Origin of the sequence: Streptococcus cristatus (assembly GCF_003943815.1) — a bacterium.
Taxonomy (GTDB): Bacteria; Bacillota; Bacilli; order Lactobacillales; family Streptococcaceae; genus Streptococcus; species Streptococcus cristatus_F.
In genome coordinates, this window is the sequence record NZ_RJNA01000003.1 from 61,914 (window position 1) to 88,164 (window position 26,251).

At 43.1% G+C, this 26,251-nt stretch carries 25 protein-coding genes and 1 pseudogene; 23 read left to right on the forward strand and 3 right to left on the reverse strand.

What is annotated here, in order from left to right; translation table 11 throughout:
* Positions 1 to 18: 18 nt before the first annotated feature.
* Positions 19 to 636: a CD20-like domain-containing protein gene (locus D8872_RS02610; protein ID WP_185761372.1), complete on the reverse strand. Its 618-nt coding sequence runs from the start codon at positions 634 to 636 to the stop codon at positions 19 to 21.
* 229 nt (positions 637 to 865) lie between these two features.
* On the opposite strand from D8872_RS02610, the gene rpiA reads away from it, so the two are divergent.
* The 15 genes and pseudogenes from rpiA (at position 866) to csm6 (ending at position 17,560) form a co-directional block, all read left to right on the forward strand.
* Positions 866 to 1,543 (forward strand): ribose-5-phosphate isomerase RpiA, encoded by a 678-nt coding sequence (rpiA, locus tag D8872_RS02615; protein ID WP_125389839.1) that lies wholly within the window; start codon positions 866 to 868, stop codon positions 1,541 to 1,543.
* A gap of 13 nt (positions 1,544 to 1,556) precedes the next feature.
* A complete protein-coding gene (locus D8872_RS02620; RefSeq protein ID WP_125389840.1) occupies positions 1,557 to 2,768 on the forward strand; it encodes a phosphopentomutase in 1,212 nt (403 codons plus the stop codon).
* 29 nt (positions 2,769 to 2,797) lie between these two features.
* Positions 2,798 to 3,610 carry a purine-nucleoside phosphorylase gene (locus tag D8872_RS02625; RefSeq protein WP_125389841.1) on the forward strand — a complete coding sequence of 271 codons (813 nt, stop codon included), beginning with the start codon at positions 2,798 to 2,800 and terminating at the stop codon, positions 3,608 to 3,610.
* Positions 3,611 to 4,034: 424 nt separating this feature from the next.
* Positions 4,035 to 4,742, forward strand: coding sequence for a purine-nucleoside phosphorylase (deoD, locus tag D8872_RS02630; protein WP_125389842.1), 708 nt, complete (start codon positions 4,035 to 4,037; stop codon positions 4,740 to 4,742).
* Positions 4,743 to 4,744: 2 nt separating this feature from the next.
* Positions 4,745 to 5,521, forward strand: a complete 777-nt coding sequence (locus D8872_RS02635) for a Gbs1250 family HEPN protein (RefSeq protein ID WP_125389843.1) — start codon at positions 4,745 to 4,747, stop codon at positions 5,519 to 5,521.
* Positions 5,514 to 6,245 (forward strand): NAD-dependent protein deacylase, encoded by a 732-nt coding sequence (locus tag D8872_RS02640; RefSeq protein ID WP_125389844.1) that lies wholly within the window; start codon positions 5,514 to 5,516, stop codon positions 6,243 to 6,245. Before D8872_RS02635 ends, D8872_RS02640 begins: the two co-directional genes overlap by 8 nt.
* A 56-nt stretch (positions 6,246 to 6,301) precedes the next feature.
* Positions 6,302 to 7,321: pseudogene (gene cas1, locus D8872_RS02645) on the forward strand (CRISPR-associated endonuclease Cas1).
* Entirely contained in the window at positions 7,308 to 7,640 is a 333-nt protein-coding gene (gene cas2 / locus D8872_RS02650; protein WP_260471663.1) for a CRISPR-associated endonuclease Cas2, read from the forward strand. Before cas1 ends, cas2 begins: the two are co-directional and overlap by 14 nt.
* A 2,317-nt stretch (positions 7,641 to 9,957) precedes the next feature.
* Positions 9,958 to 10,692 carry a CRISPR-associated endoribonuclease Cas6 gene (cas6, locus tag D8872_RS02660; protein WP_125389845.1) on the forward strand — a complete coding sequence of 245 codons (735 nt, stop codon included), beginning with the start codon at positions 9,958 to 9,960 and terminating at the stop codon, positions 10,690 to 10,692.
* Positions 10,673 to 12,961, forward strand: a complete 2,289-nt coding sequence (cas10, locus tag D8872_RS02665; RefSeq protein ID WP_125389846.1) for a type III-A CRISPR-associated protein Cas10/Csm1 — start codon at positions 10,673 to 10,675, stop codon at positions 12,959 to 12,961. Before cas6 ends, cas10 begins: the two co-directional genes overlap by 20 nt.
* Positions 12,962 to 13,091: 130 nt before the next feature.
* Positions 13,092 to 13,481, forward strand: coding sequence for a type III-A CRISPR-associated protein Csm2 (gene csm2 / locus D8872_RS02670; RefSeq protein WP_185761373.1), 390 nt, complete (start codon positions 13,092 to 13,094; stop codon positions 13,479 to 13,481).
* On the forward strand, positions 13,478 to 14,188 hold the full coding sequence (gene csm3, locus D8872_RS02675; protein ID WP_125389848.1) for a type III-A CRISPR-associated RAMP protein Csm3: 711 nt from the start codon (positions 13,478 to 13,480) through the stop codon (positions 14,186 to 14,188). Before csm2 ends, csm3 begins: the two co-directional genes overlap by 4 nt.
* An 11-nt stretch (positions 14,189 to 14,199) precedes the next feature.
* Positions 14,200 to 15,108, forward strand: a complete 909-nt coding sequence (csm4, locus tag D8872_RS02680) for a type III-A CRISPR-associated RAMP protein Csm4 (protein WP_125389849.1) — start codon at positions 14,200 to 14,202, stop codon at positions 15,106 to 15,108.
* On the forward strand, positions 15,105 to 16,241 hold the full coding sequence (gene csm5 / locus D8872_RS02685) for a type III-A CRISPR-associated RAMP protein Csm5 (RefSeq protein ID WP_125389850.1): 1,137 nt from the start codon (positions 15,105 to 15,107) through the stop codon (positions 16,239 to 16,241). Before csm4 ends, csm5 begins: the two co-directional genes overlap by 4 nt.
* On the forward strand, positions 16,238 to 17,560 hold the full coding sequence (csm6, locus tag D8872_RS02690) for a type III-A CRISPR-associated CARF protein Csm6 (RefSeq protein WP_125389851.1): 1,323 nt from the start codon (positions 16,238 to 16,240) through the stop codon (positions 17,558 to 17,560). Before csm5 ends, csm6 begins: the two co-directional genes overlap by 4 nt.
* Here the strand turns inward: csm6 and D8872_RS10800 are convergent.
* Entirely contained in the window at positions 17,553 to 17,690 is a 138-nt protein-coding gene (locus tag D8872_RS10800; protein WP_179856158.1) for a hypothetical protein, read from the reverse strand. The two genes, csm6 and D8872_RS10800, sit on opposite strands and share 8 nt — an antisense overlap.
* The gene (locus D8872_RS02695) at positions 17,680 to 18,588 is read right to left on the reverse strand and encodes a LysR family transcriptional regulator (RefSeq protein ID WP_005589634.1); all 909 of its coding nucleotides are present in this window, start codon (positions 18,586 to 18,588) and stop codon (positions 17,680 to 17,682) included. The genes D8872_RS10800 and D8872_RS02695 overlap by 11 nt, the downstream gene beginning before the upstream one ends.
* A 187-nt stretch (positions 18,589 to 18,775) precedes the next feature.
* On the opposite strand from D8872_RS02695, the gene D8872_RS02700 reads away from it, so the two are divergent.
* The 8 genes from D8872_RS02700 to D8872_RS02735 all read left to right on the forward strand — a co-directional run bounded on the left by D8872_RS02700 (position 18,776) and on the right by D8872_RS02735 (position 26,200).
* The gene (locus D8872_RS02700; RefSeq protein ID WP_125389852.1) at positions 18,776 to 19,582 is read left to right on the forward strand and encodes a dihydroorotate dehydrogenase electron transfer subunit; all 807 of its coding nucleotides are present in this window, start codon (positions 18,776 to 18,778) and stop codon (positions 19,580 to 19,582) included.
* Between the two features lie 12 nt (positions 19,583 to 19,594).
* Complete coding sequence (locus tag D8872_RS02705; RefSeq protein WP_125388085.1) at positions 19,595 to 20,533, forward strand: dihydroorotate dehydrogenase; 939 nt, start codon at positions 19,595 to 19,597, stop codon at positions 20,531 to 20,533.
* A 191-nt stretch (positions 20,534 to 20,724) separates the two neighbouring features.
* Positions 20,725 to 21,417, forward strand: coding sequence for an orotidine-5'-phosphate decarboxylase (pyrF, locus tag D8872_RS02710; RefSeq protein WP_125389853.1), 693 nt, complete (start codon positions 20,725 to 20,727; stop codon positions 21,415 to 21,417).
* Between the two features lie 47 nt (positions 21,418 to 21,464).
* Positions 21,465 to 22,094, forward strand: a complete 630-nt coding sequence (gene pyrE / locus D8872_RS02715) for an orotate phosphoribosyltransferase (RefSeq protein ID WP_125389854.1) — start codon at positions 21,465 to 21,467, stop codon at positions 22,092 to 22,094.
* Between the two features lie 112 nt (positions 22,095 to 22,206).
* Entirely contained in the window at positions 22,207 to 23,733 is a 1,527-nt protein-coding gene (locus D8872_RS02720) for a glycosyltransferase-like membrane protein (RefSeq protein ID WP_125389855.1), read from the forward strand.
* A gap of 59 nt (positions 23,734 to 23,792) precedes the next feature.
* Positions 23,793 to 24,446: a uracil-DNA glycosylase gene (locus D8872_RS02725; protein WP_125389856.1), complete on the forward strand. Its 654-nt coding sequence runs from the start codon at positions 23,793 to 23,795 to the stop codon at positions 24,444 to 24,446.
* 8 nt (positions 24,447 to 24,454) lie between these two features.
* Positions 24,455 to 24,919: an NUDIX hydrolase gene (locus tag D8872_RS02730; RefSeq protein ID WP_002904550.1), complete on the forward strand. Its 465-nt coding sequence runs from the start codon at positions 24,455 to 24,457 to the stop codon at positions 24,917 to 24,919.
* 12 nt (positions 24,920 to 24,931) lie between these two features.
* The gene (locus D8872_RS02735) at positions 24,932 to 26,200 is read left to right on the forward strand and encodes a dihydroorotase (RefSeq protein ID WP_125389857.1); all 1,269 of its coding nucleotides are present in this window, start codon (positions 24,932 to 24,934) and stop codon (positions 26,198 to 26,200) included.
* Positions 26,201 to 26,251 lie beyond the last annotated feature (51 nt).

The following is a 26,251-nucleotide window of genomic DNA, read 5'->3' on the forward strand; positions in this document are numbered from 1 at the left end:
TTGGGTAGGAAATTTATTTTACTCTAAACCTGTTCCTATCTTGCTAGTCAGTAGGAAAGAACCGTCTTCATTTTTTGAAAAAGTTAGGATGACGGCTTGATATTTGCTTCCTCCTGGTAAGTAGGTGATGGTTTTTAATTCAGAGCCGCTGACAGTGGAAGTGGTTTCGTCAGTTGGTTTGCCGTGGTCGCGAATGACGTCGTCGTATTTTGTTCCGCCTGCACCTCTTTTCAAAATATCGCCCTCTTTGAGTGCATCAAATTCTGCTTTTGTCCATGTAAACTTCGTACTTTCTTCTTCTTTTTCTTTTTCTATTTTTCTTTCTGACGAATCAAAATAGGAACTATAAGAGTTTGTCAGAGCATCAAGTCCTTTTCCCATTTCATTGAACATACGGGAATAGAATGATAGAGTGACCAGTGCGATGATTAAGGAGAAAAAGGAAATGACAGAACCAATTATAGCCAAAGTTTTCGGTTTCTTTTGGTTAATAATGAGACCGATAATAGCAAGGATAAGAGCAATAGTACCGATAAAAAAAGATAGATAATTGATGATTGGTATCCAGGAGCCAAGTAAAGCGATTGCTCCAAAGACAATGGCTAAAATACCTAGAACTTTATTTTCTTGCTGCATCATAACAACCTCCTCAGATTTTCTATAGTTTACTACTTGAAATATGTATTTCTTTTAGTAATTTGCCTATCTTCATTGTAACGCAAAATAGGACCAGGGGCAAGATTTTAAGGAGATTTTCGTGGAATGGAGCACTATTAAAATGTGAAGAACCGTTTAAAGAGCTGAAAACACTTTCAAATTTCAAAGAATTGTGATATACTAAACATAGTTGATTTGAGGAGGTGCTATGGAAACTCTAAAGAAACTAGCAGGCACTAAGGCTGCTGAATTTGTCGAAGACGGGATGGTGGTCGGTCTGGGAACAGGTTCGACTGCTTACTATTTTGTCGAGGAAATTGGTCGACGTATCAAAGAGGAAGGCTTGCAGATTACTGCAGTCACAACCTCTAGCGTGACCAGCAAGCAAGCAGAAGGCTTGGGCATTCCGCTGAAATCCATTGATGAAGTGGATCAGGTCGATGTGACCGTTGATGGAGCTGATGAAGTGGATCCTCAGTTCAACGGCATCAAAGGCGGAGGCGGGGCCCTGTTGATGGAGAAAGTTGTCGCGACACCTTCCAAGGACTACATCTGGGTGGTTGATGAGAGCAAATTGGTTCAAAAGCTAGGTGCTTTCAAGCTACCAGTCGAAGTAGTGCAATATGGTGCGGAGCAAGTTTTCCGTCGCTTTGCTCAAGCAGGCTACAAGCCAAGTTTCCGTGAAAAAAATGGCCAACGTTTTATCACGGATATGCAGAACTTCATTATTGATCTAGATCTAGGTGTAATCGAAAATCCAGTCGAATTTGGCCGAGAATTAGATCATATCGTGGGCGTTGTTGAGCACGGCCTTTTCACCAAAATGGTCAACAAGGTTATCGTCGCAGGACAAGGTGGCGTAAAGGTTTTAGAAACAGACAACTAGAAAAGAGGTTTTCATGTCAAAATTTAATCGTATTCACTTAGTCGTTATGGACTCAGTCGGAATTGGGGCGGCACCAGATGCTAACAATTTTGTTAATGCAGGGGTGCCAGATGGAGCTTCCGATACTCTGGGACATATTTCCAAAGCAGTCGGCCTAGACGTGCCCAATATGGCTAAGCTGGGCTTGGGCAATATCGAGCGTGAGCAAGCCTTGAAAACTGTACCAGCTAAGGAAAATCCAAGTGGTTACTATACTAAATTAGAAGAAGTTTCTTTAGGTAAAGATACCATGACAGGTCACTGGGAAATCATGGGTCTGAACATTACTGAGCCTTTTGATACTTTCTGGAATGGCTTCCCAGAGGAAATCTTGACTAAAATTGAAGAATTTTCTGGTCGCAAAGTTATTCGTGAGGCGAACAAACCTTATTCTGGCACGGCAGTTATTGACGACTTCGGGCCTCGTCAGATGGAAACTGGCGAATTGATCATCTATACTTCTGCTGACCCAGTATTGCAAATTGCGGCACATGAAGAGGTGATTCCTTTGGAAGAGCTCTATCGTATCTGCGAATACGCTCGCTCTATCACCTTGGAACGCCCTGCGCTTCTGGGACGTATCATCGCTCGCCCTTATGTAGGTGAGCCAGGTAACTTCACTCGTACAGCCAATCGCCATGACTATGCAGTTTCTCCATTTGAGCCAACTGTTTTGGACAAGCTCAATGAAGCAGGCATTGATACTTATTCAGTTGGTAAGATTAACGACATCTTCAACGGTGCTGGTATCAACCACGACATGGGCCACAACCAGTCCAATAATCATGGTGTAGACAATCTGGTTAAGGCTATCCAGTCTGAGGACTTCAAGTATGGCTTCTCATTTACCAACTTGGTAGACTTCGATGCTCTTTATGGTCACCGTCGTGATCCGCATGGCTATCGTGATTGTCTGCAGGAATTTGACGCTCGCTTGCCAGAAATCATTGAAAACATGCGGGAAGACGACTTGCTCATGATTACTGCTGACCATGGTAACGATCCAACCTATGCTGGAACCGACCACACTCGTGAGTACATTCCGCTCTTGGTCTTTGGTAAATCCCTCAAGGGGAATGGCCACTTGCCTGTCGGGCATTTTGCGGACATTTCAGCAACCATCGCTGACAACTTCAGTGTCGACAAGGCCATGATTGGTGAAAGCTTCTTGGACAAATTGGTATAAGCGTGATAAGAGAGTGAGGAAAATACTTTATGACAACATTATCTGAGAAAATCAAAGCAACAGCCGCCTTCTTGAAAGAAAAAGGTATGACAGAGCCTGAATTCGGCTTGATCCTGGGATCTGGTTTGGGAGAATTGGCTTCTGAAATCGAAAATGCCGTGAGTCTTGACTATGCGGATATTCCAAACTGGGGCCGCTCAACTGTCGTTGGGCACGCTGGTAAATTAGTCTATGGAGATTTGGCAGGGCGCAAAGTATTGGCACTGCAAGGTCGTTTCCATTTCTACGAAGGAAATCCTCTCGAAGTTGTTACTTTCCCGGTGCGCGTGATGAAGGCTCTTGGTGCGACAGGTGTTATTGTGACAAATGCTGCCGGTGGTATTGGATATGGTCCTGGTACTTTGATGGCTATTTCAGACCATATCAACATGACGGGTCAAAATCCTTTGATCGGTAAAAACTTGGATGAATTTGGTCCACGTTTCCCTGATATGTCTAAATCTTACACTCCAGAATACCGTGCAACTGCTCATCAAGTCGCTGATAAGCTTGGCATTAAGCTGGATGACGGTGTCTATATTGGTGTTACCGGTCCAACTTACGAAACGCCAGCAGAAATCCGTGCTTATAAGACACTCGGAGCAGATGCAGTTGGCATGTCTACTGTTCCCGAAGTGATCGTGGCTGCCCATTCAGGCTTGAAAGTTCTCGGAATTTCATGCATTACCAATCATGCTGCCGGGTTCCAAGAAGAACTCAACCATGAGGAAGTGGTTGAAGTAACAGAGCGTGTCAAAGGTGATTTCAAACGACTACTTAAAGCCATTCTTGCTGAATTGTAAGAAAATAAAATATTAAACGAAGGAAAGGTAGAGCGCGTGTTTTGATTTGAATACGAGCGGAAAACTATCTTTCAAAAAAATACAGAAAGGAAGGGCGTCCGAGGTTAAATTGAACTCGGGCTAGAGGCGGTGCAAAAAAGATAAATCTACCTAGATGCAGTCGCATCTTCGTTCGATTTCCTATTTTTGCTTTGCCTCTGTCGCTATCCTGAATCTAAAAAAAGAAAGGTAGAGCGTGTGTTTTGATTTGAACACGAGCGGAAAACTATCTTTCAAATAAACACAGAAAGGGAGGGCTAACTGTATTCGCTGAACTGAATACGGGCGGAGAACTGTGTAAAAAAGATAAATTTTCTAGCATCTGCGATGCGTCGTCAGTTTCCTATTTTTACTTGGTTCTCTGTCGCCCTTTATATCTTAATTTATGTCTATCCATATTGCTGCTAAACAAGGTGAGATTGCTGATAAAATTCTCTTGCCGGGTGATCCGCTTCGTGCCAAGTTTATTGCGGAGAATTTTCTAGAAGATGCCGTTTGCTTTAACGAAGTGCGGAACATGTTTGGCTACACTGGTACTTACAAGGGTCAGCGGGTTTCTGTCATGGGAACGGGCATGGGAATGCCGTCTATTTCCATCTATGCGCGTGAGCTGATTGTGGACTACGGGGTGAAAAAGCTGATTCGTGTGGGAACGGCTGGCTCGCTCAATGCAGATGTCCACGTTCGTGAATTGGTTCTGGCTCAAGCGGCTGCGACCAACTCAAACATTATCCGCAATGACTGGCCTCAGTATGATTTTCCTCAGATTGCCAGCTTTGATTTACTAGATAAGGCCTATCATATTGCCAAAAATCTCGGTATGACAACCCATGTTGGGAATGTCTTGTCGTCAGATGTTTTCTATTCGAACTATTTTGAAAAAAATATCGAGCTGGGCAAATGGGGCGTGAAAGCTGTTGAAATGGAAGCTGCTGCCCTTTACTATCTGGCTGCTCAGCACCAAGTAGATGCCCTAGCTATCATGACCATTTCTGATAGTTTGGTCAATCCTGACGAAGATACGACAGCAGAGGAACGCCAAAATACCTTCACCGATATGATGAAGGTTGGTTTGGAAACCCTGATTGATTAAGCATGAATCTAGATTTAAAAGAGGAGATTCTCTTTGCGATTTCCCGTTATGACTATGCTTATGCCTATAAACTGGCGCAGAAGTTGATGGGAGGTTCCTCGATTGTAACCAGCCTGTTGGCTATTCTGGCAGAGCGCAGAGAGCTCAATATTCTGCCAGCCATGGATAAAGAGTTGAAGACTGCCTTGCAGACGCAAAGCGGTTTTCAGCTTTTTTGTCATACCGATTTGGCTGATGAGCAACTGGCCAACTACCTCTATGATTTGGAAGCCAAGCTGCGCAATGAGCAGATTATTGACTTCGTTCGGGCGGTCAGCCCAGCGATTTATCGGATTTTCATGCGCTTGATCAAACTGGAAATTCCTGATATTGAGCACTTTATCCATAATTCTCGTGAAGCCAGCTATGACCGCTGGAAGTTTGAACGGATGCGGGAGTCGAATTACGCTGTCTTACAGGTCTTTCATGCGGAAAGTACGGTCAATTCATCCAGTCTGACAGAGTTGATTTTGCATTTGGATCTGCCGGAGTCTGTTAAGGAAGAGGTCAGACAGCTGCGGGAGTTGGAGAAGTCAGTCCGAAATCCGCTGGCTCATCTGATTAAGCCCTTTGATGAGGCAGAATTATATCGGACAACTGGCTTTTCATCCCAGTATTTTATGGAGATTTTGGTGGACTTGGCACGTTTCACAGGGATTGTCTACGATCGGGAATATTTTTATTTTGATGAGGCAAACCGCTTGGTTAGAGCTTTATTGATAGGAGAGGAAAATGGATAAAATACAGCAGTTGCAAGACATGATTGACCAAAGTCAGAATATCGTCTTTTTCGGCGGGGCAGGCGTCTCGACCGAGTCTAATATCCCTGACTTTCGCAGTTCGGATGGGATCTACAGTGTCAAGCTAGGTCGGCATTTTACAGCAGAGCAGCTGGTTTCACATACCATGTTTGAGCGCTATCCGCAGGAGTTTTTCGATTTTTATAAGAAATACTTGCTCTATCCAGATGCCAAGCCCAATGCGGCTCACGTCTATCTGGCTCATCTGGAGAAGACCGGCAAGCTCAAGGCTGTGGTGACGCAAAATATTGACAGCCTACACGAAATGGCTGGTTCAAAAAATGTCCTCAAGTTGCACGGCAGTGCGGATAGAAATTTCTGTCTAAACTGTCAGCGATTTTACGATTTGAAGGCATTTCTAGCTCTGCCTGGAACGGTGCCCTACTGCCCTGATTGTGGTGGCGTGATCAAGCCCGATGTGACCCTCTATGAAGAGCCCTTGGATATGGAGACTTTCCAGCAAGCTGCGCAGGCCATTCATCAAGCCGACCTGCTCATCATCGGGGGCACCTCCTTGGTGGTCTATCCCGCAGCCAGTCTCATCCAGTACTTTGCTGGCAAGCATCTGGTCGTTATCAACAAAACCAGCATTCCGCAGGACAAGCAAGCTGACCTCGTCATCGAAGGAAAGATTGGGGAAGTGTTTGCGCAGTTGAGGCAGTAAAACTAAAAATGTTTTTTGCTAGAAATGTTTGGTTAGAAAATAAAAATAGGATTTTTATGGCTGATTTATATATTCAAAATTCGTCTTGTAGCTTGTCGGTGAGGGAGCAGCGTGTGCTTGTGAGAAACGAGGAGCAGATCCTTTTGAAAGAAATTTCTTTTAATCTGATTGATAATATCTTGGTCTTTGGTAATGCTCAGCTGTCTACTCAGCTACTGAAAGCCTTGGCTAATAGGGACATTTTTGTGTTCTATTTCTCGAGCAAGGGCGAGTTTCTATTTTCCTTTGATTCCTTTAGGAAGGAAGATTTTGAAAAGCAGCGCAGTCAGGCTCGGGCTTCTTTTGACTCGGACTTTTGCTTGGGCGTTGCTCGGAAAATCGCTGCGGCCTAAATCGAAAATCAGCTCAATCTGCTCCAGGCTTTTGACGAAAATGACTTGCTGGACGAGGAGGATTTCAAACGTTTTGGAGATGCGCTGGTGAATCTGGAGCAAGCGAGAAGCATCGCGGAAATTATGGGAATCGAAGGGAGACTGGCTAAATCTTACTTTTACCTCTTGAACTTACTGATCATTGATGGTTTTCATTTTTCTGGTCGGAGTCGGAGGCCAGCTCTGGACAAGTTTAATACTCTGCTAAACTTTGGCTACTCTATTCTTTATTCTTGCTTTATGGGCTTGATTCGCAAAAATGGCCTGAGCTTAGGCTTTGGAGTGATGCATCAGCCACATGAGCATCATGCTGTCTTGGCGAGTGATTTGATGGAGGAATGGCGGCCGGTGATCGTGGATGATACGGTGCTGGGGCTGATCAATCGTCAGGAGATTCTTGAAGAGCATTTCATTGAGAAGGAAGATGGTATCTTTTTGACGCCTGAAGGGATCGAAATCTTTTCTCGGGCTATGAGGGAGAGGATCTTGGAGATTCATCACTATGTCGAGCTGGATAAAAACCGCTACACTTTTCTATACGCGGCTGATCAGCAAATCAAATCCTTGATCCGAAGCTTTGAAGCCTTGGATCCAGCTGAGTATGTGTCGAGCTATACGGGAGGAGGGAAAGATGGTCTTCTTTAATCTTGATGATGATGAAAAAGAGTTTGCCAGAAAGAAAACGAAATTTTGTCTGGTTATTTACGATATCGTCAGTAATAAGCGGCGCTTGAAGCTAGCAAAGCTTTTGGAAGGCTATGGCGTGAGGGTTCAGCGGTCCTGCTTTGAGCTGGCTCTTGATAAGCTGGACTTTGACTGCCTTGTGAGGGAGCTGAGGGCCTTTTATCAGGCAGAGGAAGGGGACAATATCATTATCTATCTGGGGCACAAGGAAGAAGAGGCTGGGACAAAAGTCCTAGCCTCTCAATTGTCTTTGGATTGTCGAGCAAGACGCAGTGGCTGAGTGGGCTCTACTACGCTGATTTCATCAGCATTTACAGCCCTACTCAACTGTGCGGAGGTGGAACGACAAAATCGAATTCTAACGAATTACCGATTTCTGTCCCACTCTCTATGATGGCGCGGAGTTGTTAGAGGATATTCTGTTCTTTTAAGCTGTTATTTATGGGCTAGGCATGGTATAATGAAGTTAGGGTTTAACTAGTTTCTAAGGGGCACTAGATGTGGTAGGGGTCTTCTGAGGCTTTATATAAGATATGCCGTTAGACCCCAAAAAATCCTCGAGAGGGGACGGAAACTTTTGTAAAAATAGTAGTTCGTCTTCGCTTATTTTGTTAGAACCCCGAAAATCCTCGCGAGGGGACGGAAACGCTTGAGCCATGTTTTCAAATGTAGACCAGTTTATGTTAGAACCCCCAAAATCCTCGAGAGGGTACGGAAACAGCTCTGGATTTTCGTAGATGTTACCGATGATTTCATTAGAACTCCCTAATCCTCGCGAGGGTACGGAAGCGGAAAAATAGCTGCACGATGTTCTGACCCAAGACCATTAGCCCCCAAAAATCCTCGGGAGGGGACGGAAACAAAAAGTTCTTTTTGCGAAGAAGCCCCATTGGTTGGTTAGAACCCCCTATATCCTCGAGAGGGGACGGAAACTCATATCCCATTTCATCCAATCGACCTACAGAAATTCGTTAGCCCCCCTAAATCCTCGAGAGGGAACGGAAACGCATTGCTTGTTTGAGTAAAGCACATTATTGTAACTTCGTTAGCCCCCCATAACCCTCGAGAGGGTACGGAAACGCGAAAAGGTGCGACCGAGAATCTCGAAAGTGTATGTTAGACCCCCAAAAATCCTCGCGAGGGTACGGAAACTTACAAACCATAACCAGAACAAAATAGCTTTTCAACTGTTAGCCCCCCCCCATATCCTCGCAAGGGTACGGAAACTAATTTTGGGAGCATATAATTTCCCACTCTTTTTTGGTTAGAACCTCCCTAATCCTCGATAGGGTACGGAAACCTGAATGGAATAGTGAATGAAGGAGTATCAGTTGGTTAGAACCCCCTAATCCTCGAGAGGGGACGGAAACCTAATAAAACTTACAGCAGGGGTAAAGCCCTCAGACAGTTAGAACCCCCTAATCCTCGAGAGGGTACGGAAACAAAAAATCGTTTGTTTTTCAGGTAATTGTAATTTCAGTTAGAACCCCCTAAACCTCGAGAGGGGACGGAAACTCTTTTGAAATTTTATAGGCAAACGCTTCCACTGCGTTAGAACCCACCTAATCCTCGAGAGGGGACGGAAACAAATGGGTTGGTTTTCTTACCAAATTGAGCCCCAATGTTAGAACCCCCCTAATCCTCGAGAGGGGACGGAAACTCGGAATTGGAAACCTACAGTACCTGCAACGTTGAGTTAGAACCCACCAAATCCTCGCGAGGGTACTGAAACTCATAGGTTACAGCAGGATAGCAATTCTTTTTCAGGTGAGACCCACACTAATCCTCGCAAGGGTACGGAAACGCACAAGCCCAGTGCGCAAGCAAAGCGCTATCCATCGTTGGAACCCCCATATCCTCGCTAGGGTACGGAAACCAACTTGATAGGCTAGTTCCTTCTTTTTCCATTAGTTAGATCTCTCCTAATCCTCGAGAGGCTACGGAAACCTGCTTTCAAATTACTAAGGTAAAACCTCGTATCTGTTAGCCCCCCCTAAACCTCGCTAGGGTACGGAAACCAGATAGGACAATTGTCGCCAACTAACTCGAACCGTTAGAACCCCCATAATCCTCGCGAGGGTACGGAAACCATATTTTAACTTCATCAATGCGCCCATTATTTATGAGTTAGAACCCACCTAATCCTCGAGAGGGTACGGAAACAGACCGTATTGTTTTGCATAGTTCGGATATTTTTCGTTAGAACCCTCCATATCCTCGAGAGGGTACGGAAACACGATACTGAGGAATTAAACGTATAGACATTCTATGTTAGAACCCTCCATATCCTCGAGAGGGTACGGAAACCGCCTTTTCATTGTCTACAGAAGTATTGGCCTTAGTTAGATCCCCCCTAATCCTCGAGAGGGGACAGAGTGGATAGGGGCTTTTTTACTTTCCCTCAGCTTCTTGCTTTGCCAAGAAAGAAGGATGTTGGCTGCTTAAGCTTTTTTAAACGCTTCAAAAACATTGACAACGCTTTCAAAACTTGATATAATAAGCTCAGTAAATAATAATCGTTCTAAAGGGCGCCATGAAATCGGTGAAACATTCTTTTGCCTTTTTCGGGCGCTTTTGCAGCATAGAGAGGAGACCGTGTGAAGAAAGTAGAGTTACATTTATCAAAGACAAAACTAAAAGATGAAGAATTGATCAGTAAGCTTCAGGGCTTTTTGATGGCAAGCATTTCGCCAGACTTTGCGACCTTTCTTCATGAGCAGGAGACCAATCCCTACTCGATGAATCTGAGCTCCACTCGCGATGAGTCGGTGTGGGTTGTCAATTTGCTTTCAGAAGAGGCGGAACAGCAAATGCTAACTCCCTTATTAAACTTGGAAACCATCAAGCTAGAGAGCTACGCGGAGGAAATCCTTGTCAAAAAGGTGGAAATCCACTCCTTGTCCCAGCAGACCTTGCTGGATATTTACCAAGATGATGATGCCTCCCACCTGATACGCGTCCATTTTTATACGCCAACAACCTTTAAGCGTCAGGGGCAGTTTGTGCTATTTCCAGACACGCGTCTGATCTTTCAAAGTTTGATGCAAAAATACAGTCGACTGGTGGAAGGAAGAGCGGAAATCGAAGAGGAGACCCTGCAGTTTTTAGCAGACCATAGCCAAATCACCAGCTATCATCTAAAAAGTCATTATTTTCCAATTCATGGACGAAAATACCCCGCCTTTGAAGGCAGGGTGACGATACAGGTAAAGGGAGCATCCACACTAAAAGCCTATGCGCAGATGCTCCTAAGATTCGGTGAGTATGCCGGGGTCGGCACAAAGTGTAGCCTAGGAATGGGAGGGATGAGAATTGAAGAAAGAAAAGATTGATTTGATTTACTGTGCCTTGTTTCACAATCTTGGCCGTATTGTCAGTCGCTCACTTGGCCAGTCTGATGATATAGACTTAGGAAAAGCATGGTTAAAGGAACAACTTCCTCAGCTGGATTTGTACGAAGACAGCAGAGCAGGAAAGATCGTTAGCTTAGCAGTTCGTATTGCAAGTGGTTTACCAGATGATAGAAAGGTTATGTCAGATAAACTTTTCTACCCTCAAGCAGATATTTTTAATGCTTTCAAAGAGGACAAGGGTTCTCGTTATCAGAAATTTGAAGTTCTGACAGATGATAGTGAACTCAATATTGCCAGCCACGAAGCAGATGATATTAGTCAGGATTGCTATGAGGAACTGCTGAATATTTTGAAAGAGAAACTGCAACAACTTCCCTTAGAGGAAGAAAACTTGCCATCCTTTTTCAATCTTTGGCGGAGGTTGTTTTCGAAAGTACCTTTACTTCCTGGAGACAAGGAGCTGGGAGATCTCTCTTTGGCAGAGCATAGTCGATTAACAGTTGCTTTTGCTACTGCGATTTTTGATTATCTGAAAAGTCAAGACCAATATACTCTACTAGATGATGAATCCAAATTTTATAGAGAATCAGCCTTCTTGCTAGCTAGTTTTGATTTATCTGGCATTCAGGACTTTATCTACAATATCGCCAGCAAAGGGGCTGCTAAGCAACTCAAGGCTCGCAGTCTTTATCTGGAATTTATGAGTGAAAATATTGTGGATAGTCTCTTGGAGAAGTTGGCGCTATCACGCGCTAGTGCCCTCTATGTCGGTGGTGGCCATGCCTATTTCGTTTTACCAAATACAGAAACTACAGTGGCAGCTTTGGAGCAATTTGAAATAGATTTTAACAGTTTCCTACTGAAGCATTTTCAGACGGGTCTCTATGTTGCTTTTGGTTGGGCACCATTTGCCGCAGAACAGATTATGAAATACCGTTATGGCTCGGTTGCCAGCTATCTACAACACTATCGCGAGATCTACCAAGAGACTAGCCGGATGATTTCTGAAAAGAAAATCTCTCGCTACGATGCAACTATCCTGCGAGAGCTCAATAAGGGTGGTAAACAGTCTGAACGGGAGTGTGAAATTTGCCATGCAGTTGGGGAGATTGAGATGTTGCGGATAGGTGGTGAGGATGTACAAAATCTTTGTCCTATTTGTCGTGAGCTTAGAGGCTTTGCTGCTAAAATTCATACTTTTGACGATACTGAAAAGGAAGACTATTATTATTTTCAAATTGTAGAGGGAGAAGAAGGACTGCCGATTGGCCCTAAAGCTGTATTGCTGGCTGTGGATGAAGAAGATATTTCCACCTCAAGTCGCTTATATGTGAAAAATAAATTTTCTACGAATAATGCTGCTATTCACGTCTTTATAGGAGACCGTCAGGCAGCGAATATCGAAGACTATGCAGGTCTGTCTCAAAAAGAAATCGAAGGAACTGAGGGAGTAGCTAAGGGAATTAAGCGACTGGCCGTTTTACGTTTGGATGTAGACAATCTAGGTGCAGCTTTTATGGCTGGATTTTCTAAGCAGGAAGATGGAAGTTATAATACTCTTGCTCGCTCTGCTGTATTTTCTCAGCAGATGAGTATTTTCTTTAAGTTTCACATTAACCAATTTGCAAAGGATAAGAATTTGACGATTATCTATGCAGGTGGTGATGATGTATTTGCGATTGGCAGCTGGCAGGATGTTATAGATTTTGCGGTGGATATTAGGCAGAAATTTATTGCTTTTACAAATGGGAAGCTGACCTTATCTGCAGGTGTTGGGCTTTATCCAGATAAAACTCCGATTCATCTGATGGCTCTGGATGCTGGACAACTTGAAGAGGCCGCCAAGGACAATGGTAAAGATAGTATTTCTCTTTTCAATGAACGGTACACTTTCAAGTTTGATGACTTTATTAATGAGATTTACAAAGGGAAATTGAAGGATATTCGGAAATATTTCTCTGGTCAGAAGGATAGGGGGATCAATTTTCTCTATCGCTTGGTTGAACTTTTGCAACTTAATGATAAAGAAATGTATAAGTCACACGGATCTTCTGATGATAGAAGGATGAATGTTGCCCGCTTAGCCTACCTACTGGCGCGAATGGAAGATGAAGCCAGCAAAGATGAGAAGGAACATTTCAGAGAATTCAAAAATGCTTTTTGGAATTGGTATAAGAGTAGCAGTAAAACACAGAGAGAAGCAGAGTTAGCTCTCATCTACTATCTATATGAGATTAGAAAGGTATAAAAAGATGGCACCGTACGAAAAAAATAAAAATAACCGAAATAACGGTGGAAAGAAATTTCAAAACAATCGTAATCAAGATAGATATGGTAATCAAAGTAATGACCAAAACTGTTTCAAGCTTGAGCCGCCTATTTTGACGGATGATTATGTTGATAAGGCGGAGAAGGTTATTCGTAAGTTGGATAATTCAGGGAAATACGAAAAAGGACCAAGTAAGGGCAAGATGAAATTCAAATTAACCAGTACACAAATTCGTAATTTAGCAGCCTTGACTAGCAATCTTTTTGACGAAAGTAAAACAAAAAATGATATTGAGGACTTAAGAGAAAAAATTTCCTATTTGAGGATTCAGCTTGTTTACCAATCTGGAAGAGAACCAGCTGTAGAAGATTTTGTTAAAAAAGCAGCTTTGTTAGAAGCATTGAAAGAAATTCAAGATATACCGAGTTTGCAGCGCTTCTGTCGATATATGGAAGCTTTGATTGCATATTTTAAATTCAACGGAGGAAGAGATCAATGACCTATTCAAAAGTAAAAATTTCAGGAATTATTGAGCTGAAAAGCGGACTTCATATTGGGACCAGTAATGCCTTTGCAGCTATTGGTGCTACCAATAATCCCATTATCAAAGACCCCCTTACGAATCTTCCCTATATTCCTGGATCCACTTTAAAAGGAAAAATGCGTAGCTTGCTTTATCGAACAGTCTATAATAACAATATAAGTGATGAATTAAGCAATGATAGTGAGGAAATTAGCCGTCTCTTCGGGAATGCAAAAAAATGTAAAATTGGCCGTTTAGTTTTTCGAGATGCCTTTCTAAACAACAAAGAAGAGCTAGGTAAAAGAGTATCTACTTACACAGAAGTTAAGTTTGAAAATACTATCAATCGCATTACAGCTGAAGCAACTCCTCGACAAGTTGAGAGAGCGATCCGTGAAAGTCAATTTGCTTTTGAGATTATTTATTCTATTCAGGAGAAAGAACCCACTGAGGTCGAAAAGGATATGGAAATCCTCAAAGCTGGTTTTGAATTGTTAGAATGGGATTACTTAGGAGGTTCTGGCAGTCGTGGCTATGGTAAAGTGTGTTTTAAAAACTTTGAGGTTAAGACTGTCTTTGGTGAATTTGATAAGGATAAGATTATAGAAGCCCTGAAACCATATACTAAGGATGAGTCAGATGGTGGAGGAAGTGCAGAGACCCCAGATTCAGAAATTAAGTAAGGAGGTCTGCTATGACCTATCAACTCTATAAATTAGATTTTAAGTCTGCGCATTTTGGCGAAGGTCATTTGGATGATTCGGTCATGACTTTCACGGCAGCCCGTCTTTACTCCGCCTTAGTGCTTGAAGCCATTAAGGTGGGAGTATTAGATGAATTTAAAGACTTATCTCGACAAGAGGATTTTGTGCTGACTGATGCTTTTCCCTATAAGGAAGTCCCCTATCTCCCCAAGCCTATCGGATATCCATTATTAGATAAAGTAAACCGAAGTGAAGATATTATCAAACAGCGGGAAGAAGCCAAAAAAGCAAAAAAGTTAGCTTTTATTAAGCTGGGGGATTTTGACTGCTTTCTATCTGGAAATAGTATCATCGGTGAATATCTGGCTACAAAATCAGTTAACACAAAAAACCAGCCCTTCCAAGACGGGAATCTTTATCAAGTTGCTTCAGTTCACTTTGACAAAAGCAGTCTGTTTTTCATCGCCAATCAATCTGAATTGTTGGATCGTTTATTGGAAAGTCTTCAGTTCAGTGGTATCGGAGGAAAGCGCAGCAGTGGTTACGGTGGTTTTACTCTGGATAAAACTGTTGCCCAGCCACTGGATTTTTTGGAAAAATTAACTGTTAACCATACAGGCAAAGTCATGACTTTGACAACTTCCTTGCCGGTAGATAGTGATTTGGAAGTTGCAATGAATGAGGGGCGATACTTACTGAAAAAGGGAAGTGGCTTTGCATTTAGTGAGGCAATGGAGTCTAATTATCGTAAGCAGAATCTGTACACTTTTAAGGCAGGTTCAACCTTTTCCAAAACGTATAATGGTCAAATCTGTGATGTCAGGCCAAGTAATGAGTTTCCTCATCCAGTCTGGCATTATGCTAAACCCTTATTTTATATATTGGAGGAATCCAAATGAAGACAGAATATAGGAAATTCAAGTTGACCCTGTGTACATTGGGACCAGTGCATATTGGGAGTGGTCAGCTTCGTACCGCTCGTGAGTATATCCTTGAAGGGGACGAATATTATTTTCCAGATATGACGCTGCTTTATGACGAACTTATCAAACAAGGAATTAATGAAAAATTTGAAAAATTCTTAATTGACTCGGATAATAAAACTAATCGAATAAGTGATTTTCTAGCTGAGCATGGCATAACAAAACGTGATTTTGGGGGTTATAGACTTAAAGCAACAGGACTTGAAAAACCTAAAGGAGACTATGTAACCCGAAATCAGGAAACGACAGATCCAGGAGAAATCAATGGTGTTCATCAATTTATGAGAGATTGTTACGGTAACCCTTATATCCCGAGCAGCTCTCTTAAAGGTGCTATTCGCACTATTTTGATGAATACGCATTGGCACTCAACGAATTTTAAGCAGGAAAAAAAAGGCAAAATCGTTGAAAATAAGAAAGCGATTCCTTGGGGACCAACTAGACGACAGAGACATGAAAAAATAAAACCTTTTGATGATATTTTTAATGAAATTCGTGTCTCAGATAGTCAGCCTCTGACAAATGATGATTTAATTCTTGTTCAAAAGTGGGATTTTAGTCCAGATAAAGATACAAAGCCGCATTCACTAAGTATCTATCGTGAAGCTCTGAGACCTGGAACTAAGATGGAATTTGAAATCATTACCGCTTCAGGTTTTAAAGGTGGAAGAGCCGGCGAGCTCGTTGCTTCTCTTGGAGAATATGCACAAAAATTTTACTTTGGAGTGACAGAAGATGAAGCCTATGAAGGCTACGAAGATTTCTTTCTAAAGAAATTTCCTAATCATTTAATTCAGAACAATGAACCCTATCCCCTCTATCTAGGTGGTGGAAGTGGTGCTTGGACCAAAACAGTTTTTAGGCAGGCGGATGGCGAAGTTCAACAACGACATGAGAAAATGTCTGGACGAGGGGCTCTAAAATTGACAAAGGCACCCCAGCAAGTTATAAAAACTACTAAAGGTGAAAAAAGTTTGATAAATAATACTCAAAATTTCTATGAAATGGGCAAAACCTGTTTTACGATTACGGAGGTAGCTACAAGATGAAGACATTAATCACATTTATCAGTCAGTATGATCCGATTGGTGTAGAATTTGTGGATACAAAACAAGATAATGCAGATGGTCGTAAAAAAAGATTTAGACCTGAATTCGGACAGGAATTAACTTTAGATTCAGTTGAAAATTATGAAAAAGATGGCTATGGATTAAAGATATCAGATGGTGCTGCTCTTTTTATTATAAAAAATGAATTACCTGACAAAATTATTGTGATATATAGTGATGAGATGAAGGTAAAACAGGAAAACTTTGAAGCAGCTGTTAAAGCTGTTTACGATGGAAAAAAAGTTCCTGAGATACAGAATAAATATGTAAAAGAAGGAGTTCATGAGTTCGACACAATGTATAAATTCGTGGAAGAAATCCTTGATGAAGAGGATATGTCACATGGAGATTATATTTTAAATGTGACGAGTGGAACTCCCCAGTGTCAGGCTGCTATGTATGCTATCAATTTTGTCAAGGATTATAACACAAGGCTTGCTCGGGTGAATTCTCCAAGAAGTGAGAAGACAAATCAATCAAATCAAGGAGCTCCTTGGTTTGAAACAGATACTTTTAAATATTTTTTGGAAAAACAAGCCTTAGATAGTAAAGACAATCGTCAGTTGGGGATTGAAAAAGGAGAGAAGTTCAAAAATAATTTACTACAGCGGACTTATAAAGATTTCATTTTGAAGTATGAATATAAGGCAGCATTAGAGATTTTAAAGAAAAATCCTGATATCATTTCTGATAAACAAGATCACGAAAATTCAAAAAATATATTAGAAAACATGATTAGTGTTTTTCAAAAACAGAGAGTTCTTGAAGAGCTTGCAGCGGATTTTAATTTGACATATAATAACACAGATGAGTTTCAAAAAGTTTTAAATTATTATCTGATGATTGATATTCTAAACCGTAAAGGTCAAGTGACTGATGTGTTAGTCAAGGCAAAATCCTTTGCGGAGTTTGTCTTAAAATCTGTGATAAAAATAAAATATCCAGATATAAAAAAATTTAATGATAAAAAAATTAAGGATTTCAATATTTTTGAATCAATTGATTATCTAGAATATCATCATGAATATTCTGAATTTAAAACTCCAATTTCAAAAATTATAGCTGTAAATACTCAAAGGAATAAAGTTGCTCATGGCCTAGCTGAGATTTCAGTGGAGCAAGAGGAATTGGATGAATTAGTGAAAGGATTGAAAGAGTTGGTCATAGCCGCATATTCTGATATAGATGCCTCTTTATATCAGAAATATTTTAATTATTATGATATAAAGAATCGAGAGTTAATCAGCTGTATTAAATAGACTCCCAACCTTCCCTAACGCCTTCCCCAATCTGATAAACCTGATAGGAAAACCAAGTCTCAAAAATAGAAAAAACACCTAGATCCTGCAGTAAGCTGCCTGCTTCTAGGTGTTTTGCTTTACTTATCAAACTGTACTTCCTCAATCAGATACTCGATAAAGCGCTCGCCCATCTTGGACAGGCTGGCTTTTTCGTGCTGGATATAGACCAGCTCGATTGGGTCATCGATATCCAGAGGGATGGAGACGATATTGTCGCCATTGAGGTTGCTGTTGAGAATACCGGTCGCAATTGTGTAGCCATCCAGACCAATCAAAAGGTTAAAGAGGGTCGCGCGGTCGCTGACGACGATGGACTTTTTATGGTGCTCTTGAGAGAGAATTTCCTCAGAAAAGTAGAAGGAGTTGTGAGTACCTTGGTCATAGCTGAGATAAGGGAAATCCTCTAAGTCCGACAGTTGTACCAGCTTTTTCTTGGCCAGCGGATTGGACTTGCTGACAAAGATATGGGGCTGTGCTGTGAAGAGATGAGTCGCAATCAGATGGCTATCATCCAACATTTTAGAGAGGACATCACGGTTGTAACTATTGAGGAAGAGGACACCGATCTCGCTGCGGAAGTTCTTCACATCATCAATGATTTCCCAAGTCCGAGTTTCCCGCAGAAAGAGCTCGTATTTCTCCATGTCGCTTTTTTTAAGCAGGGAAACAAAGGCGTTGACTACAAAGGCATAGTGCTGGGCAGAGACGCTAAAAAGCTCGCGGTGGGCGACAGGATTTTTGTATCGCTCTTCTAGAAGCTGAGTCTGCTCCACCACTTGGCGGGCATAGGAAAGAAACTCCATGCCGTCCTTGGTCAAGGTGATTCCTTTGGGATTACGAATGAAAATCTCGATTCCCATTTCATTTTCCAAATCTCGCACAGCGTTGGACAAGCTAGGCTGGGTGATAAAAAGTTGCTTGGCAGCCTCGTTCATGCTGCCGGTCTCGACGATTTTGATAATGTAGTGTAATTGTTGAATTCTCATAGGTCTATTTTATCATATTAGCATTGACAAAACACTGTTTAAGTTGTAAAATATTTTAAATTCAACCTTTAATCAAGTCCAGTGAGGCTGCAAGGTAGGAAAAACGGTATAAGGGGCAATTTGACTGCCTTGTTTTTTGCGAAACCTTGCTGCGGCGAGGTTTTTTCTTGTAGAAAGTGAGGTTGTCATGGTTAGTGACAGTTGTAAAAAGAGATTTGGCAAGATTATGCTGGAGCAAATGGAGCTGCTGGAGCAAGTAGAAATTGCGCCTCAGATTTTTTCGATGCGTCTGAGAGGCCAGATGGTGAGACAGATGCAGGTCGGGCAATTCCTGCATATCCGAGTGCCAGATGATAGCAAGCTGTTGCGGCGTCCCATTTCCATATCGGAGATTGACCGAGAGCAACAGATATGCCGGATTATTTATCGGGTCGAAGGTGGCGGGACAGCTATTTTTTCTCAACTTCCAGTTGGGTCTTTTCTTGATGTTATGGGGCCTCAGGGAAATGGCTTTGATTTGTCTCCAGTAGCAAAGAGCGACAAGGTCTTGATTATCGGAGGTGGTATCGGTGTGCCTCCTCTCTTGCAAACGGCCAAAGAACTGCATGCTAAAGGTGCCCACGTTACAGCAGTATTAGGCTTTGCCAATCAATCTGCGGTTATTTTGGAAGAAGAATTTCGTGAGTGTAGTCAGTTGTTTATCACTACAGATGATGGCAGTTATGGACGAAAAGGCTATGTATCAAGCATTGTCGATGAGCTGACTGAGGATTTTGCTGCGGTCTATTCTTGTGGGGCGCCCGGTATGCTCCAGTATGTGGATCGGAAATTTCACGATCATCCCCATGCCTATCTATCGATGGAGTCTCGCATGGCTTGTGGCATGGGCGCCTGCTATGCCTGCGTCGTTCATGTAGCAGGTCAGGATGAGGCGGTCAATAAGCGAGTTTGCGAAGACGGTCCAGTTTTTGAGACTGGGACTATCGTGCTTTAGGAGGATAAGGAAATGACTGAAAATCGTTTGAAAATTTCTTTGCCAGGATTAGAGCTGAAAAATCCAATCATTCCAGCTTCAGGCTGTTTTGGCTTTGGCCAAGAATATGCCAAATACTATGATTTGGATCTACTGGGCTCTATCATGATCAAGGCGACGACGCAACATCCTCGCTTTGGCAATCCAACGCCCCGTGTGGCTGAGACGCCAGCTGGCATGCTCAATGCTATCGGCCTCCAAAACCCAGGTGTCGATGCCGTTTTGGCTGAAAAACTTCCTTGGCTGGCTCAGCACTATCCAGACTTGCCGATTATTGCCAATGTGGCTGGTTTTTCCAACGAAGAATATGCTTATGTATCTGGAAAAATCTCTCAAGCTCCCAATGTCAAGGCCATTGAGCTCAATATTTCCTGCCCCAATGTGGACCATGGCAATGCGGGGCTTTTAATCGGACAAGTCCCTGAGCTAGCCTATGAAGCGGTAAAAGCAGCAGTTGCTGCCTCTCAAGTTCCAGTCTATGTCAAATTGACTCCTAGTGTAGCAGACATTACCCAAGTGGCCAAGGCGGCAGAAGATGCGGGTGCGAGCGGTCTGACCATGATCAATACCTTGGTGGGAATGCGTTTCGATCTGAAAACGAAGCGGCCGATCATTGCTAATGGAACAGGTGGCATGTCTGGTCCAGCTGTCTTTCCTGTAGCACTCAAGCTGATTCGTCAGGTCGCTCAGTTCACCAAACTACCAATCATCGGCATGGGAGGAGTTGACTCGGCAGAGGCAGCGCTAGAGATGTTTATCGCCGGTGCATCAGCTATCGGAGTCGGGACGGCGAATTTTACCGATCCGTATGCCTGCCCTAACATTATAGAAAACTTGCCGCAAGTTATGGATAAATACGGCATTGAAAGCCTAGAAAGCTTGAGAAAAGAAGTCAGAGAAAATTTGCTTTGAGCTCTATTTTCTCTTGACAAACTTCCTAGTAAATTATAGAATGTTTAAGATAAAACCTTTAAAGAAGTCCAGAGAGGCTCTAAGGCGCATACGTTTAAAATGGCAGATTCTGCCACATTTTCGTGTAACCTTGCTCTCGGGCAAGGTTTTTTCTACGATTATAGTAAGTAAAAAGCAAGGAGAAGAACCGTATGCGTGAAGAACGTCCTATTATCGCCCTAGACTTTCCATCTTTTGATGATGTCAAAAACTTTCTGGAGCATTTTCCTGAAGATGAAAAACTGTACGTCAAGATCGGCATGGAATTCTTTTATGCCATTGGTCCAGAAATTGTGCATTATCTGAAAGGTTTGGGACATAGTATTTTCCTCGATTTGAAATTGCACGACATCCCTAATACCGTGCGTTCAGCTATGTCTGTTTTGGGAACATTTGGGGTTGATATGGTGACGGTTCATGCGGCTGGTGGCGTTGAGATGATGCGGGAGGCCAAAAAAGTTCTCGGTGACAATGCGAAGCTAGTAGCGGTGACCCAGTTGACTTCGACCAGTGAAGAAGATATGCGCGACTGCCAAAATATCCAAACAACTGTGCAGGAGTCGGTTGTTAATTATGCCCGCAAGGCTAAGGAAGCTGGGCTGGATGGAGTTGTTTGTTCAGCCTTGGAAGTTGAGCTGATTAAGGAAGCTACGGCGGACGATTTTCTTTGCGTGACACCGGGTATCCGGCCAGCAGGTGCTGAAATTGGTGACCAAAAGCGGGTTATGACGCCGCAGGAAGCCCACCAGATTGGCAGCAATTATATTGTGGTTGGTCGTCCGATTATTCAGGCTGAGAATCCTTGGGATGCCTATCACGAGATTAAGAAACAGTGGAATAGCTAAATAAGAATTTTAAATGAAACGAATAACAGATTTATAAGGAGTGAAAAATGACTTTAGCCAACGAAATTGCACGCGACTTGTTGAAAATCAAAGCGGTTTACTTGAAACCAGAGGAGCCTTTTACTTGGGCTTCTGGGATTAAATCACCGATTTATACAGATAACCGAGTAACTTTGGCCTACCCAGAAACTCGGACTTTGATTGAAAATGGCTTTGTCGAAAAAATCCGTGCGGAATTTCCAGATGTGGAAGTGATTGCGGGCACGGCAACAGCGGGTATTCCTCACGGTGCTATCATTGCCGACAAGATGAATCTGCCTTTTGCTTATATCCGCAGTAAACCAAAAGATCACGGGGCGGGCAATCAAATTGAAGGTCGGGTAGCTCCTGGTCAAAAGATGGTTGTAATTGAAGATTTGATTTCCACCGGTGGCTCTGTTTTGGATGCTATTGCGGCAGCCAAGCGTGAAGGAGCGGATGTGATCGGTGCTGCAGCCATTTTCACCTACGAATTACCGAAGGCGGATAAGAACTTTGCGGATGCAGGTGTGAAATTGGTGACCTTGTCAAACTACACAGAGCTTATCCACTTGGCTGAGCAAGAAGGATACATCAATGCAGAAGGATTGACTTTGCTGAAGAAGTTCAAAGATGATCAAGAAAACTGGCAAAATTAAGAAGGTACGAGGAGGCGGGACTAGCATGTTCCTGTCTCCTTTTTAGGATTTACTTGGCCTCTGCCCACTTTTTAAAATAGCAAAAAGTGCCTGATTTTGTTATAATAAAGCCATGTCTAAGATTTATCATATCACTTTTTTGATTCTACAAAAAATCATGCTGGTATTGAGTCTTCATTGGCTGTTTACAGCTATTTTTCATGTGTCGCAGTTAAGTAGCTTGGCTCTGATTTTGTTTGGAGTCTTGGCTTTTCTAGCAGGTCGCTATTGGCTTCAGCTCAAGGAGTCTTATCATTTTCTCATGAGGCACAAGCTTGCCATTGCTTTAGCAGCTCTCCTTTTTCAGCTCATCATGCTCCTATCGGCTGAGCTTTTGATTCGACGGGATGCAGCGGTGGTTTTTACAGGGGCTTTCAAGTACCTGAAGGAGTCATCTATTTCCAGCTACCTGACGCGCAATCCTAATAATCTGCCCCTCTTTCTCTATGAGCGTTTTTTCTTTAACCTTTTTGGCGAAGCAGCTCTCTGGATTATGCAGGGACTCAATCTTTTTTACGTCAATATTGCGTCTTGGATCCTCTACAAAGGCTGTCAGCGATACTTTTCGCAGGCTACGGCAGATGCGGTTTTTAGCCTTTATGTGGCCTTGGTCGGATTTTCGCCTTACTATATGTCTATGTACACGGACATCCCTCCCTTGCCTTTGATTAGTCTACAGATTTTTCTGGCTCTGAGTCTGTTGGAAAATAAGGGGAATAGTCGCCAAATCATTGCTAGAAGTCTTATATTAGGGATTCTGACCAGTCTTGCCTTTTTGATTCGTCCGACAGTGATGATTTTGTTGATTGCTGTTTTTGGAGTTTTGTTTTTGAGACAAAACTGGCAAAAGTTTTTCTTGACTGCTGCGGTCTTTACTTTAAGCTTTTCAGTGGGTTACCTTCCACTTCATTATGGTCTGGCTCACCAGACAGAAGTGCCGATCATCCAAGGTGAAGGACTGGCCAAAGGGCCACTGCTTTTCATCAATCTGGGCCTAACCAATATCGGTCACGATCAGGAAGACATGAAGGAAGGGCTTTTGCAATACGTGGAACCTGACAAGCGGGCTGACTACAATAACGGCATGTTTGCCAAGGAAAATGTCATCAAAGAAATCAAGCGCCGTCTGAAAGAATACACCCCGCTGACCTTTCTACAACACCTGTATTATAAACACTCTTTAACGGTTGCTGAAGGGAATTTGGGTTGGCTCTATCGCAGTGTTGAAAATGAAAAGACGCCTTATATTTCACCGCTTTATGAATTCACAAAAGACAATGCATTTGCTCAGTTTATCCGTGACTTTTTCCTCAATTCTGATAAGGATAGTTTTCGATTTTATTCGCTGCTCAAGCAGGCAGTTTGGATTGTCATGGCTTTGGGGCTGGTCTTTGCCCTTTGGAAATACCGACCAAATGATTCCTTGAATTTCTTGATCTTGGCAGTTTTCGGTGGTCTCCTCTTTCTGCAAATTTTCGAAGGAGGGAAGACCCGTTATCTGATTCAGTTTTTGCCACAGATTTTGATTTTGTCTGCTGTGGGATTGACTCAATATCCGCTCGACTTGACTCGTATGAAATTTTGGGAAAAGAAGGTCTAACTAGACTTGTCAGCTTAGTTGCCCATAGGTATGGAATGTAAAATAAAAAGGAGACATATATGCAGCATTCAGCTTGGCACGCTTTGATTAAGGAGCAGCTGCCGGAAGGTTATTTTGCAAAAATCAATCATTTTTTAGACGAGGTGTATGCTTCGGGGACCATTTATCCACCTAGGGAAAAGGTGTTTAATGCGATTCAGACGACGGATTTAGCGGATGTTAAGGTGGTTATTTTGGGGCAGGATCCCTACCACGGACGGAGACAGGCACAGGGCTTGAGTTTTTCGGTGCCTGATGACATTCCGGCTCCGCCTTCTTTGCAGAATATTCTCAAAGAACTGGCGGATGATATCGGAGTGAAGGAGTCGCATGATCTGACTTCCTGGGCTCAGCAAGGGGTTCTTTTGCTCAATGCCGGTCTGACAGTGCCTGCTGGTCAGGCTAATGCGCATGCCGGCTTAATCTGGGAGCCTTTTACAGATGCTATTATCAAGGTCGTCAATGAGAAGACTGATCCAGTTGTCTTTATCCTATGGGGGTCTTACGCTCGCAAGAAAAAAGCCCTGATTAGCAATTCCCAACATTTGATTATCGAGTCGGCTCACCCAAGTCCGCTGTCTGCGTATCGTGGTTTCTTTGGCAGCAAACCCTTTTCACGGACCAATGATTTCTTAGTGGCTAAGGGCTTGGAGCCAATTGATTGGTTAGCATAGGAGGTAGTATGGTTCAGTTAGCAACGATTTGTTATATTGATAATGGGCGGGAATTTCTCATGCTGCACCGCAACAAAAAGCCAAATGATGTTCATGCTGGGAAGTGGATTGGTGTCGGCGGCAAGCTAGAGCGTGGAGAAACCCCGCAGGAATGCGCGGCACGCGAGATTCTAGAGGAAACAGGACTAAAGGCCAAGCCTGTCCTAAAAGGTGTTATTACTTTTCCAGAATTCACTCCCGACTTGGACTGGTACACCTATGTCTTCAAGGTGACGGAGTTTGAAGGAGAGTTGATTGATTGCAATGAAGGGACGCTGGAATGGGTGCCTTACGATCAAGTTCTTTCAAAGCCGACTTGGGAAGGCGATCATACCTTTGTTGAGTGGCTTTTAGAAGACAAGCCTTTCTTTTCAGCCAAATTTGTTTATGATGGTGATAAACTGCTCGACACGCAGGTCGATTTTTACGAATAAAGGAGATACAAAATGCTACTAATCAAGAATGGCCGTGTAATGGATCCTAAGTCTGGTCTGGATCAAGTGTGCGATGTGCTGGTGGAGGGCAAGAAAATTGTCAAAATCGGCCAAAATCTGGAAGCGGCTGATGCCCAAGTCCTAGATGCTAGTGGTTTGGTCGTTGCCCCCGGTCTGGTCGACATTCACGTTCACTTCCGGGAGCCGGGCCAGACTCATAAAGAAGACATTCACACGGGAGCCTTGGCAGCAGCAGCGGGCGGCTTCACAACGGTCGTTATGATGGCCAATACCAATCCGACCATCTCTACGGTTGAAACCCTGCAGGAAGTGCTGGAGTCAGCCAGTCGTGAAAATATCCATATCAAGTCGGTTGCAACAATTACAGAGAATTTTGATGGACAGCATCTGACAGATTTTCAAGGTCTCTTGGCAGCTGGTGCGGTTGGCTTCTCAGATGATGGTATTCCGCTGACCAACTCTGGCATTGTCCGCCAAGCCCTGATCGAAGCACGTAAAAACGATACTTTTATCAGCTTGCACGAGGAAGATCCCAACCTCAACGGCATCCTCGGTTTCAATGAACATATTGCTAAAGAGCATTTTCATATCTGTGGCGCGACAGGTGTGGCAGAGTACAGCATGGTTGCCCGCGATGTTATGATTGCTTATGATGCAAAGGCCCATGTGCATATTCAGCATTTGTCCAAGGCTGAGAGTGTAAAGGTGGTGGAATTCGCTCAGAAGCTAGGCGCTCAAGTCACCGCTGAAGCAGCACCTCAACACTTCTCTAAAACAGAAGCTCTGCTATTGACCAAGGGCAGCAATGCTAAGATGAATCCGCCTCTGCGCTTAGAATCGGACCGTCTGGCGGTTATCGAGGGGCTCAAGTCTGGTGTCATTTCTGTCATTGCGACAGACCATGCTCCACATCATGCTGACGAAAAAAATGTAGCGGATATCACGCAGGCGCCTTCTGGTATGACTGGTCTTGAGACTTCGCTTTCTCTAGGTCTGACCTACCTTGTTGAGGCTGGTCATCTGAGTTTGATGGAACTTTTGGAAAAAATGACAGTCAATCCAGCTCAGTTGTATGGCTTTGATGCTGGCTTCATCGCTCAGGATGGTCCAGCCGATTTGACAATATTTGACCCAAAAGCAGATAGACTTGTGACTGATCACTTTGCCTCCAAGGCGGGCAATTCACCTTTCGTTGGTGAAAAGCTGAAAGGCCAAGTGAAGTTTACAATCTGCGATGGAGAAATCGTCTTCCAATCTTAGCATATATTCATAGAAATTCAACGTTCCATGTTATTTTGGAACGTTTTTCGT

What these genes read in the sequence shown, in the direction of transcription:
- D8872_RS02610 (WP_185761372.1), bottom strand. Translation starts at nt 636, where the DNA reads ATGCAGCAAGAAAATAAAGTTCTAGGTATTTTAGCCATTGTCTTTGGA.
- rpiA (WP_125389839.1), top strand. Translation starts at nt 866, where the DNA reads ATGGAAACTCTAAAGAAACTAGCAGGCACTAAGGCTGCTGAATTTGTC.
- D8872_RS02620 (WP_125389840.1), top strand. Translation starts at nt 1,557, where the DNA reads ATGTCAAAATTTAATCGTATTCACTTAGTCGTTATGGACTCAGTCGGA.
- D8872_RS02625 (WP_125389841.1), top strand. Translation starts at nt 2,798, where the DNA reads ATGACAACATTATCTGAGAAAATCAAAGCAACAGCCGCCTTCTTGAAA.
- deoD (WP_125389842.1), top strand. Translation starts at nt 4,035, where the DNA reads ATGTCTATCCATATTGCTGCTAAACAAGGTGAGATTGCTGATAAAATT.
- D8872_RS02635 (WP_125389843.1), top strand. Translation starts at nt 4,745, where the DNA reads ATGAATCTAGATTTAAAAGAGGAGATTCTCTTTGCGATTTCCCGTTAT.
- D8872_RS02640 (WP_125389844.1), top strand. Translation starts at nt 5,514, where the DNA reads ATGGATAAAATACAGCAGTTGCAAGACATGATTGACCAAAGTCAGAAT.
- cas2 (WP_260471663.1), top strand. Translation starts at nt 7,308, where the DNA reads ATGGTCTTCTTTAATCTTGATGATGATGAAAAAGAGTTTGCCAGAAAG.
- csm3 (WP_125389848.1), top strand. Translation starts at nt 13,478, where the DNA reads ATGACCTATTCAAAAGTAAAAATTTCAGGAATTATTGAGCTGAAAAGC.
- csm4 (WP_125389849.1), top strand. Translation starts at nt 14,200, where the DNA reads ATGACCTATCAACTCTATAAATTAGATTTTAAGTCTGCGCATTTTGGC.
- csm5 (WP_125389850.1), top strand. Translation starts at nt 15,105, where the DNA reads ATGAAGACAGAATATAGGAAATTCAAGTTGACCCTGTGTACATTGGGA.
- csm6 (WP_125389851.1), top strand. Translation starts at nt 16,238, where the DNA reads ATGAAGACATTAATCACATTTATCAGTCAGTATGATCCGATTGGTGTA.
- D8872_RS02695 (WP_005589634.1), bottom strand. Translation starts at nt 18,588, where the DNA reads ATGAGAATTCAACAATTACACTACATTATCAAAATCGTCGAGACCGGC.
- D8872_RS02700 (WP_125389852.1), top strand. Translation starts at nt 18,776, where the DNA reads ATGGTTAGTGACAGTTGTAAAAAGAGATTTGGCAAGATTATGCTGGAG.
- D8872_RS02705 (WP_125388085.1), top strand. Translation starts at nt 19,595, where the DNA reads ATGACTGAAAATCGTTTGAAAATTTCTTTGCCAGGATTAGAGCTGAAA.
- pyrF (WP_125389853.1), top strand. Translation starts at nt 20,725, where the DNA reads ATGCGTGAAGAACGTCCTATTATCGCCCTAGACTTTCCATCTTTTGAT.
- pyrE (WP_125389854.1), top strand. Translation starts at nt 21,465, where the DNA reads ATGACTTTAGCCAACGAAATTGCACGCGACTTGTTGAAAATCAAAGCG.
- D8872_RS02720 (WP_125389855.1), top strand. Translation starts at nt 22,207, where the DNA reads ATGTCTAAGATTTATCATATCACTTTTTTGATTCTACAAAAAATCATG.
- D8872_RS02725 (WP_125389856.1), top strand. Translation starts at nt 23,793, where the DNA reads ATGCAGCATTCAGCTTGGCACGCTTTGATTAAGGAGCAGCTGCCGGAA.
- D8872_RS02730 (WP_002904550.1), top strand. Translation starts at nt 24,455, where the DNA reads ATGGTTCAGTTAGCAACGATTTGTTATATTGATAATGGGCGGGAATTT.
- D8872_RS02735 (WP_125389857.1), top strand. Translation starts at nt 24,932, where the DNA reads ATGCTACTAATCAAGAATGGCCGTGTAATGGATCCTAAGTCTGGTCTG.